Origin of the sequence: Neisseria sp. P0009.S008, from assembly GCF_051958615.1 — a bacterium.
Lineage (GTDB): Bacteria > Pseudomonadota > Gammaproteobacteria > Burkholderiales > Neisseriaceae > Neisseria > Neisseria subflava.
Map to the genome: position 1 here is coordinate 1 of NZ_JBQCVG010000043.1, position 323 is coordinate 323.

The window sequence follows — 323 nt, forward strand, 5'->3', positions numbered from 1 at the left end:
CGGGCGTAGCGGAATTTACGGTGCAGCGTACCGAAGCTTTGTTCGACCACATAACGGGTCTTCGACAAATATCGGTTGCGTTTGGTTTGCGCTTCCGTCAGCGGACGGTTGCGGTGGGCTTTGCGCATAATGCCGTCCAGCAACCGATGTTCTTTCAGATGTTGTCGGTTTTCCTCACTGTCGTAGCCTTTATCGGCATAGACGGTCGTACCTTTGGGCAAGCCTTCCAATAAAGGCGACAGGTGGTTGCACTCATGGGTATTGGCGGGAGTAATGTGCAGTTTCCCGATATAGCCTTCCTCATCGGTACGGGTATGTTGTTT

General features: G+C 52.3%; 1 protein-coding gene. It reads right to left on the bottom strand.

Annotation, left to right across the window (positions count from 1 at the left end):
- A partial coding sequence (locus tag ACTHSQ_RS11165; RefSeq protein WP_440372013.1) for a transposase occupies positions 1–323 on the bottom strand: 323 nt, incomplete at both ends.